Origin of the sequence: Bacillus cereus group sp. MYBK14-1, assembly GCF_051916885.1 — a bacterium.
Taxonomy (GTDB): domain Bacteria; phylum Bacillota; class Bacilli; order Bacillales; family Bacillaceae_G; genus Bacillus_A; species Bacillus_A cereus.
In genome coordinates, this window is sequence record NZ_JBQAHM010000007.1 from 279,128 (window position 1) to 286,616 (window position 7,489).

Sequence of the window (7,489 nt, forward strand, 5' to 3'; positions counted from 1 at the left end):
TTTGTATTTACAAACCTTTTAGATCTGAGGAGGATTCAGAAATATGGATTTCAAGCAACATATCGCAATTGTACCGGATTATCCGAAAGAAGGTATTGTGTTTAAAGACATTACACCTTTAATGAATGACGGTAAAGCATACAAAGCAGCAACAGACGCAATCGTTGAGTACGCAAAAGAAAGAGATATCGATGTTGTAGTAGGACCAGAAGCTCGTGGTTTCATTATCGGTTGCCCAGTTTCTTATGCGTTAGAAGTAGGATTTGCGCCAGTTCGTAAATTAGGAAAATTACCACGTGAAGTAATTACAGTTGACTACGGTAAAGAATATGGTAAAGACGTTTTAACAATCCATAAAGATGCAATTAAGCCAGGTCAACGCGTATTAATTACAGATGATCTATTAGCTACAGGTGGAACAATCGAAGCGACAATTAAGTTAGTTGAAGAGCTAGGCGGAGTTGTAGCAGGAATTGCATTCTTAGTAGAACTTACTTACTTAGATGGTCGTAAAATGTTAGATGGTTACGATGTATTAGTATTAGAAAAATACTAATCACTATATAGGTAAAACTACGGTGATAAAAAGTACCCGTGAATCTCTTGGAGAGGAGCGGGTACTTTTGTATAATTGAACAAAAAATTATGGTGAAATGTCAGTAAAATCTTTTCCTTTTCACAATTCACAATCATTGGGTTATAATGATAGAATATAATTTATTCTATTAAATAAAGATAAAGTCAATTTTCAATAAAAGGTGATTCGATGGCAAATGAGCAGGTACTAACAGCTGAACAGGTACTCGAGAAAGCAAGTCAATATTTAGCGGATGAAGATATTGAGCTAGTGGCACGTGCCTATGAATATGCACGTGATGCGCATAGCGAACAATATAGAAAATCGGGTGAACCGTATATTATTCATCCGATTCAAGTTGCAGGTATTTTAGTTGATTTACACATGGATCCAGCTACGGTATCAGCAGGTTTCTTACATGATGTAGTGGAAGATACAGAGATTACATTAGAAGATATTGAACGGGAATTTAACAAAGAAATTGCTATGCTTGTTGATGGCGTTACAAAGCTTGGGAAGATCAAATATAAATCTCACGAACAACAACAAGCAGAAAACCATCGCAAAATGTTTATTGCAATGGCTCAAGATATTCGAGTTATTTTAATTAAACTAGCTGATCGTCTTCATAACATGCGTACATTGAAACATTTGCCTCAAGAGAAGCAGCGTCGCATAGCGAATGAAACGTTAGAAATCTTTGCACCTTTGGCACATAGACTCGGAATTAGTACTATTAAATGGGAGCTAGAGGATACGTCACTTCGCTATTTAAATCCACAACAATATTATCGTATTGTAAATTTAATGAAGCGTAAACGTGCAGAACGTGAAGAATATTTAGACGAAGTAATGACTGGTATTCGTGAGAAATTAAAAGAAGTTGCAATTCAACCTGAGATTTCTGGAAGACCGAAACATATTTACAGTATTTATCGTAAAATGGCACTGCAAAATAAGCAGTTCAATGAAATTTACGATTTATTAGCTGTACGTGTCGTTGTAAATAGTATTAAAGATTGTTATGCAGTGCTTGGAATTATTCATACGTGCTGGAAGCCGATGCCAGGTCGTTTTAAAGATTATATTGCAATGCCAAAAGCAAATCTATATCAATCTCTTCATACGACTGTAATTGGACCGAAAGGTGATCCACTTGAAGTGCAAATTCGTACGAAAGAAATGCACGAAATTGCAGAATTTGGGATCGCGGCACACTGGGCATACAAAGAAGGAAAAACAGCAGAAACAACAGGTACATTAGAGAAGAAACTCACATGGTTCCGTCAAATATTAGAATGGCAAAATGAAGCTTCTAATGCAGAAGAATTTATGGAGTCATTAAAAATTGATTTATTCTCTGACATGGTATTCGTCTTTACACCGAAAGGCGATGTAATGGAATTACCACTTGGATCTGTTCCAATTGATTTCGCGTATCGTGTCCATTCGGAAATTGGGAATAAAACAATTGGTGCAAAAGTAAACGGGAAAATGGTGACGCTGGATTATAAATTAAAAACAGGCGACATCATTGAAATTTTAACGTCGAAACATTCATATGGCCCAAGCCAGGATTGGGTAAAACTTGCTCAAACATCTCATGCGAAAAATAAAATTCGTCAATTCTTTAAGAAACAACGTAGAGACGAAAATATTGAAAAAGGCCGTGAACTTGTTGAAAAGGAAGTACGTGGTCTAGAGTATGAGATGAAAGAAGTATTGGCGCCGGATAACTTAAAACGCGTCGCTGAGAAATTTAACTTTGCAAATGAAGAAGATATGTTTGCAGCAGTTGGATATAGCGGAATTACAGCTTCGCAAATTGTTACGCGACTAACGGACAAGTTCCGCAAACAACGCGAAGAAGAAGAAATTGTTGAAGTTAAAGAAGTCCGTAAACCGATGAAAATTCGAAAATGGGATTCTGGTGTAAAGGTAAGCGGTGCTGATAATTTATTAATCCGTTTATCGAAATGCTGTAACCCAGTTCCGGGCGATGATATCGTTGGGTATATTACGAAAGGCCGAGGTGTATCAATTCACCGCCGTGATTGTGTAAATGTTCATACAGAAGAAGCTGTAGAACGATTATTAGAGGTAGAGTGGGAAGGTAGCCCTGAAAAAGAAATTGAGTATAACGTTGATATTGAAATTTCAGGTTACGATCGCCGCGGTTTATTAAATGAAGTACTGCAAGCTGTTACAGAGACGAAAACATACATTTCAGCTGTTTCTGGTAGAAGTGACCGTAATAAGATGGCAACAATTAATATGTCAATCTCGATTCGTAACTTACAACACTTGAAAAAAGTAGTAGAACGCATTAAACGCGTTCCAGAAATTTATGCAGTACGACGCATGATGCATTAATAGGGAGTGTAGAAAGATGAGAGTTGTTTTACAACGATCAAAGAAAGCGTCTGTCACAGTAGACGGTGAGATCGTAGGACAAATTCCGTTCGGTTTAACATTACTAGTTGGCATTACGCACGAAGATACAGAAAAAGATGCAACTTACATTGCGGAAAAAATTGCAAACTTACGTATTTTTGAAGATGAGAGCGGAAAGATGAATCATTCTGTACTTGATGTAGAAGGACAAGTTCTATCTATTTCGCAATTCACATTATACGGAGATTGCCGCAAGGGCAGACGTCCAAACTTTATGGATGCTGCGAAACCTGATTATGCAGAGCGTTTATACGATTTCTTTAATGAAGAAGTTCGTAAACAAGGATTACATGTGGAAACAGGGAAGTTTGGAGCAATGATGGACGTTTCTTTAATCAATGATGGTCCGGTGACCTTAATTGTAGAAAGTAAATAGTGTTCATAAAAAAGAGAGGGTTATATAATCCTCTCTTTTTTATACATTGTTGTATGTTTTGTTCATTTATTTGGAATCAATAGCAGTTTCGGTTATGTATAACTCTCGCATCAATATGGAACAATAAAAAGTAAAACATCCATATTGAATGTGAGGGATATACGTATGCGTATGAATGAAAAAGGGCATTCTGTTACAAATGGTGCAAATCAACTGTTTAACGTGAATTTTCATGATTTTATTTCAAAAGAGCAAAACAATACTTCAATGGAGCTTGCTTCGGAGTTTGGGATTTCTCTTCAAGATGTAAAGCGTTTAAAGAAGCAGATTGAACGTTCTTAGAGCACTTGACAATCCTACTTAACAAACGTATAGTAATTTTATATTTACATATGAATATAACCGTTGATAGAGAAGAGTAAATGAGACACACATGGAAAGAGAAGGAATGTCTTAGGCTGAAAACATTTCTGCATGATGACTGATTGAATGACACTCTAGAGGTTTCAACTTGAACGGCATATATGCTTAGTAGGGATGAACGCATATTTAAGCGTTATTAAAAAAGTGGAAGCATACGTGCTTCAATTAGGGTGGCACCACGGGTATAATACTCTCGTCCCTACTGTTTAAACAGTAGAGGCGGGAGTTTTTTTATTTTTATTAAGATTAAAACAATTTGAGGAGGAACTGAATATGTCTATTCAAATCCCACGCGGAACGCAAGATATTCTTCCAGGCACTGTTGAGTTATGGCAGTATATCGAAGGGCAAGCACGCGAAATTTGCCGTCGTTACAATTATAAAGAAATTCGTACACCAATTTTTGAACACACTGAGCTATTTTTACGCGGTGTTGGTGATACGACAGATATCGTACAAAAAGAAATGTACTCATTCCAAGATCGTGGAGAGCGTAGCTTAACATTACGTCCAGAAGGTACTGCACCTGTTGTACGTTCTTACGTTGAAAATAAAATGTTTGGTGATGCGACACAACCAACGAAATTATACTATATCGGTCAAATGTTCCGTTATGAAAGACCACAAGCAGGTCGCTATCGTCAATTCGTACAATTCGGTATCGAAGCAATCGGCAGTAATGACCCTGCAATTGATGCAGAAGTAATTGCACTTGCTGTTGAATTTTACCGCGGCATGGGCTTAAAAAATATTAAAGTTGTATTAAACAGTTTAGGTGACGCAGCGAGCCGTCAAGCACACCGTGATGCATTAATCGCACACTTTGAGCCACGTATCGGCGAATTCTGTTCTGACTGTCAATCTCGCTTAGAAAAGAACCCACTTCGAATTTTAGACTGTAAGAAAGACCGTAACCATGAATTAATGGGAACAGCACCATCTATTACAGAATACTTAAACGAAGATTCAGCAGTATACTATGACAAAGTTCAAGAACTATTAACGATGATGGATGTTCCATTTGAAAAAGATCCGAACTTAGTGCGTGGTTTAGACTACTATCAACACACTGTTTTTGAAATTATGAGTGAGGCAGAAGGTTTCGGTGCGATCACTACATTAAGCGGTGGTGGCCGTTATAACGGACTTGTACAAGAAATCGGTGGACCAGAAATGCCAGGTATCGGTTTTGCAATGAGTATTGAACGTTTAATTATGGCGCTAAAAGCTGAAAACATTGAATTACCACTTGAACATAGCATTGATTGTTACGTTGTAGCGCTTGGCGAAAAAGCGAAAGACCATGCTGCAAAAGTTGCGTTCGATCTTCGTAAAGCTGGATTGTCAGTTGAAAAAGATTATTTAGATCGCAAAATGAAAGCACAATTTAAATCAGCAGATCGTCTAAAGGCGAAATTTGTAGCTGTATTAGGAGAAGATGAGCTAGATAAAGGCATCATTAACTTAAAAGATATGGCAACAGGTGAACAAGAAGAAGTAGCGTTAGATGTATTTGCTTCATACGTAGCAGAGAAATTAATATAGGGGGAACTTACAGTGGCTGAAAGAACACATGCATGTGGAAAAGTAACAGTAGAAGCTGTTGGACAAACAGTTCAATTAAAAGGTTGGGTACAAAAACGCCGTGACTTAGGTGGATTAATCTTTATCGATTTACGTGACCGTACAGGTATCGTACAAGTTGTATTTAACCCAGAAACATCAAAAGAAGCGTTAGAAGTAGCAGAAACAATTCGTAGCGAATACGTATTACACGTAGAAGGTACAGTTGTTGAACGTGGTGAAGGCGCAATTAATGACAATATGGCAACTGGTCGTATTGAAGTACAAGCAACAAAAGTAAATGTACTAAATGCAGCGAAAACAACGCCAATTATCATTGCTGATGATACAGATGCATCAGAAGATGTGCGTTTAAAATATCGTTATTTAGACTTACGTCGTCCTGTAATGTTCAACACATTCAAAATGCGTCACGATGTAACAAAAACAATTCGTAACTTCTTAGATACAGAAGAGTTCTTAGAAGTAGAAACACCAATTTTAACGAAAAGCACGCCAGAAGGAGCTCGTGACTATTTAGTGCCAAGTCGTGTACATGATGGTGAATTCTATGCATTACCACAGTCACCACAGTTATTTAAACAGCTTCTTATGGTCGGCGGATTTGAGCGTTACTATCAAGTAGCACGTTGTTTCCGTGATGAAGATTTACGTGCGGATCGTCAACCAGAATTCACGCAAATCGATATCGAAGCTTCATTCTTAACACAAGATGAAATTTTAGATATGATGGAGCGTATGATGACGAAAGTTATGAAGGATGCAAAAGGTGTAGAAGTGAGTGCACCATTCCCTCGTATGAAATATGCTGATGCAATGGCTCGCTACGGTTCTGATAAGCCAGATACACGCTTTGAAATGGAACTAACAGACTTATCTGAGTTTGCAGCAGATTGTGGCTTTAAAGTGTTTACAAGTGCTGTAGAAAGCGGCGGACAAGTAAAAGCAATTAATGCAAAAGGTGCTGCAAGTAAATATTCTCGTAAAGACATCGATGCATTAACTGAATTCGTGAAAGTATACGGTGCAAAAGGTCTAGCTTGGCTTAAAGTTGAAGAAGACGGCCTAAAAGGACCGATTGCGAAATTCTTCGGTGAAGAAGATGCAAATGTGTTAATGAGCACATTAGAAGCTACTGCTGGCGACTTATTACTATTCGTAGCAGATAAGAAGAGCGTTGTTGCAGATAGCTTAGGCGCACTTCGTTTACGTCTAGGTAAAGAGCTTGAGTTAATTGATGAAAGTAAATTTAACTTCCTATGGGTAACTGATTGGCCACTACTTGAGTACGATGAAGATGCAGAGCGTTACTTCGCAGCTCACCACCCATTCACAATGCCATTCCGTGAAGACGTTGAGTTACTAGAAACAGCACCAGAAAAAGCACGTGCACAAGCATATGACCTTGTATTAAACGGTTATGAGCTTGGTGGTGGATCACTTCGTATTTACGAGCGTGACGTACAAGAAAAAATGTTCAAAGCACTTGGATTCTCACAAGAAGAAGCGCAAGAGCAATTCGGATTCTTATTAGAAGCATTCGAATACGGTACACCACCACACGGCGGAATCGCATTAGGTTTAGATCGTCTTGTTATGTTACTTGCAGGCCGTACGAACCTTCGTGATACAATTGCATTCCCGAAAACAGCAAGCGCAAGCTGCTTATTAACAGAAGCTCCAAGCCCAGTTGCAGAATCGCAGCTTGAAGAACTGAACTTAAAATTAAGCTTGAAAGAAGAGAAGTAAGAATAGGGTCTAGATGGTTATACTATAACCGTCTAGACTTTTTTTGAGAGGTTGTTTAAAAAGTCTGGTTTAGATAACTGTCGCATCTCATCGTTGCTTCGCCAGTCCGGTGCTCGAGTAGTGTTTCTACACTGCGCTCCTCCTGGCTTCAGCGCCTCGATCTGCTCGGTTCTCTAAATCCTCCTTTTTAAACCTGTATTGAAAGGAAGTTTAAAAAGTCTGGTTTAGATAACTGTCGCATCTCATCGTTGCTTCGCCAGTCCGGTGCTCGAGTAGTGTTTCTACACTGCGCTCCTCCTGGCTTCAGCGCCTCGATCTGCTCGGTT

The 7,489-nt window shown here is 38.4% G+C and carries 6 protein-coding genes and 1 other annotated feature; all 6 genes read left to right on the forward strand.

Annotated elements, in window-relative coordinates:
- Positions 1-43 precede the first annotated feature (43 nt).
- Positions 44-556 (forward strand): adenine phosphoribosyltransferase, encoded by a 513-nt coding sequence (locus ACTFR3_RS19745; RefSeq protein WP_000346215.1) that lies wholly within the window; start codon positions 44-46, stop codon positions 554-556.
- Between the two features lie 210 nt (positions 557-766).
- Complete coding sequence (gene relA, locus ACTFR3_RS19750; protein ID WP_001262795.1) at positions 767-2,950, forward strand: GTP diphosphokinase; 2,184 nt, start codon at positions 767-769, stop codon at positions 2,948-2,950.
- Between the two features lie 16 nt (positions 2,951-2,966).
- A complete protein-coding gene (locus ACTFR3_RS19755) occupies positions 2,967-3,407 on the forward strand; it encodes a D-tyrosyl-tRNA(Tyr) deacylase (protein ID WP_001266965.1) in 441 nt (146 codons plus the stop codon).
- A gap of 165 nt (positions 3,408-3,572) precedes the next feature.
- Positions 3,573-3,749, forward strand: coding sequence for a hypothetical protein (locus ACTFR3_RS19760; RefSeq protein ID WP_001242605.1), 177 nt, complete (start codon positions 3,573-3,575; stop codon positions 3,747-3,749).
- Positions 3,750-3,803: 54 nt separating this feature from the next.
- Positions 3,804-4,034, forward strand: a binding site (T-box leader).
- A gap of 69 nt (positions 4,035-4,103) precedes the next feature.
- A complete protein-coding gene (gene hisS / locus ACTFR3_RS19765; protein ID WP_000027084.1) occupies positions 4,104-5,375 on the forward strand; it encodes a histidine--tRNA ligase in 1,272 nt (423 codons plus the stop codon).
- Positions 5,376-5,387: 12 nt separating this feature from the next.
- Entirely contained in the window at positions 5,388-7,163 is a 1,776-nt protein-coding gene (gene aspS, locus ACTFR3_RS19770; protein WP_060851699.1) for an aspartate--tRNA ligase, read from the forward strand.
- Positions 7,164-7,489 lie beyond the last annotated feature (326 nt).

Excerpts from the sequence above, each read along its gene's own strand:
- ACTFR3_RS19745 (WP_000346215.1), top strand. The coding sequence starts at position 44 with ATGGATTTCAAGCAACATATCGCAATTGTACCGGATTATCCGAAAGAA.
- relA (WP_001262795.1), top strand. The coding sequence starts at position 767 with ATGGCAAATGAGCAGGTACTAACAGCTGAACAGGTACTCGAGAAAGCA.
- ACTFR3_RS19755 (WP_001266965.1), top strand. The coding sequence starts at position 2,967 with ATGAGAGTTGTTTTACAACGATCAAAGAAAGCGTCTGTCACAGTAGAC.
- ACTFR3_RS19760 (WP_001242605.1), top strand. The coding sequence starts at position 3,573 with ATGCGTATGAATGAAAAAGGGCATTCTGTTACAAATGGTGCAAATCAA.
- hisS (WP_000027084.1), top strand. The coding sequence starts at position 4,104 with ATGTCTATTCAAATCCCACGCGGAACGCAAGATATTCTTCCAGGCACT.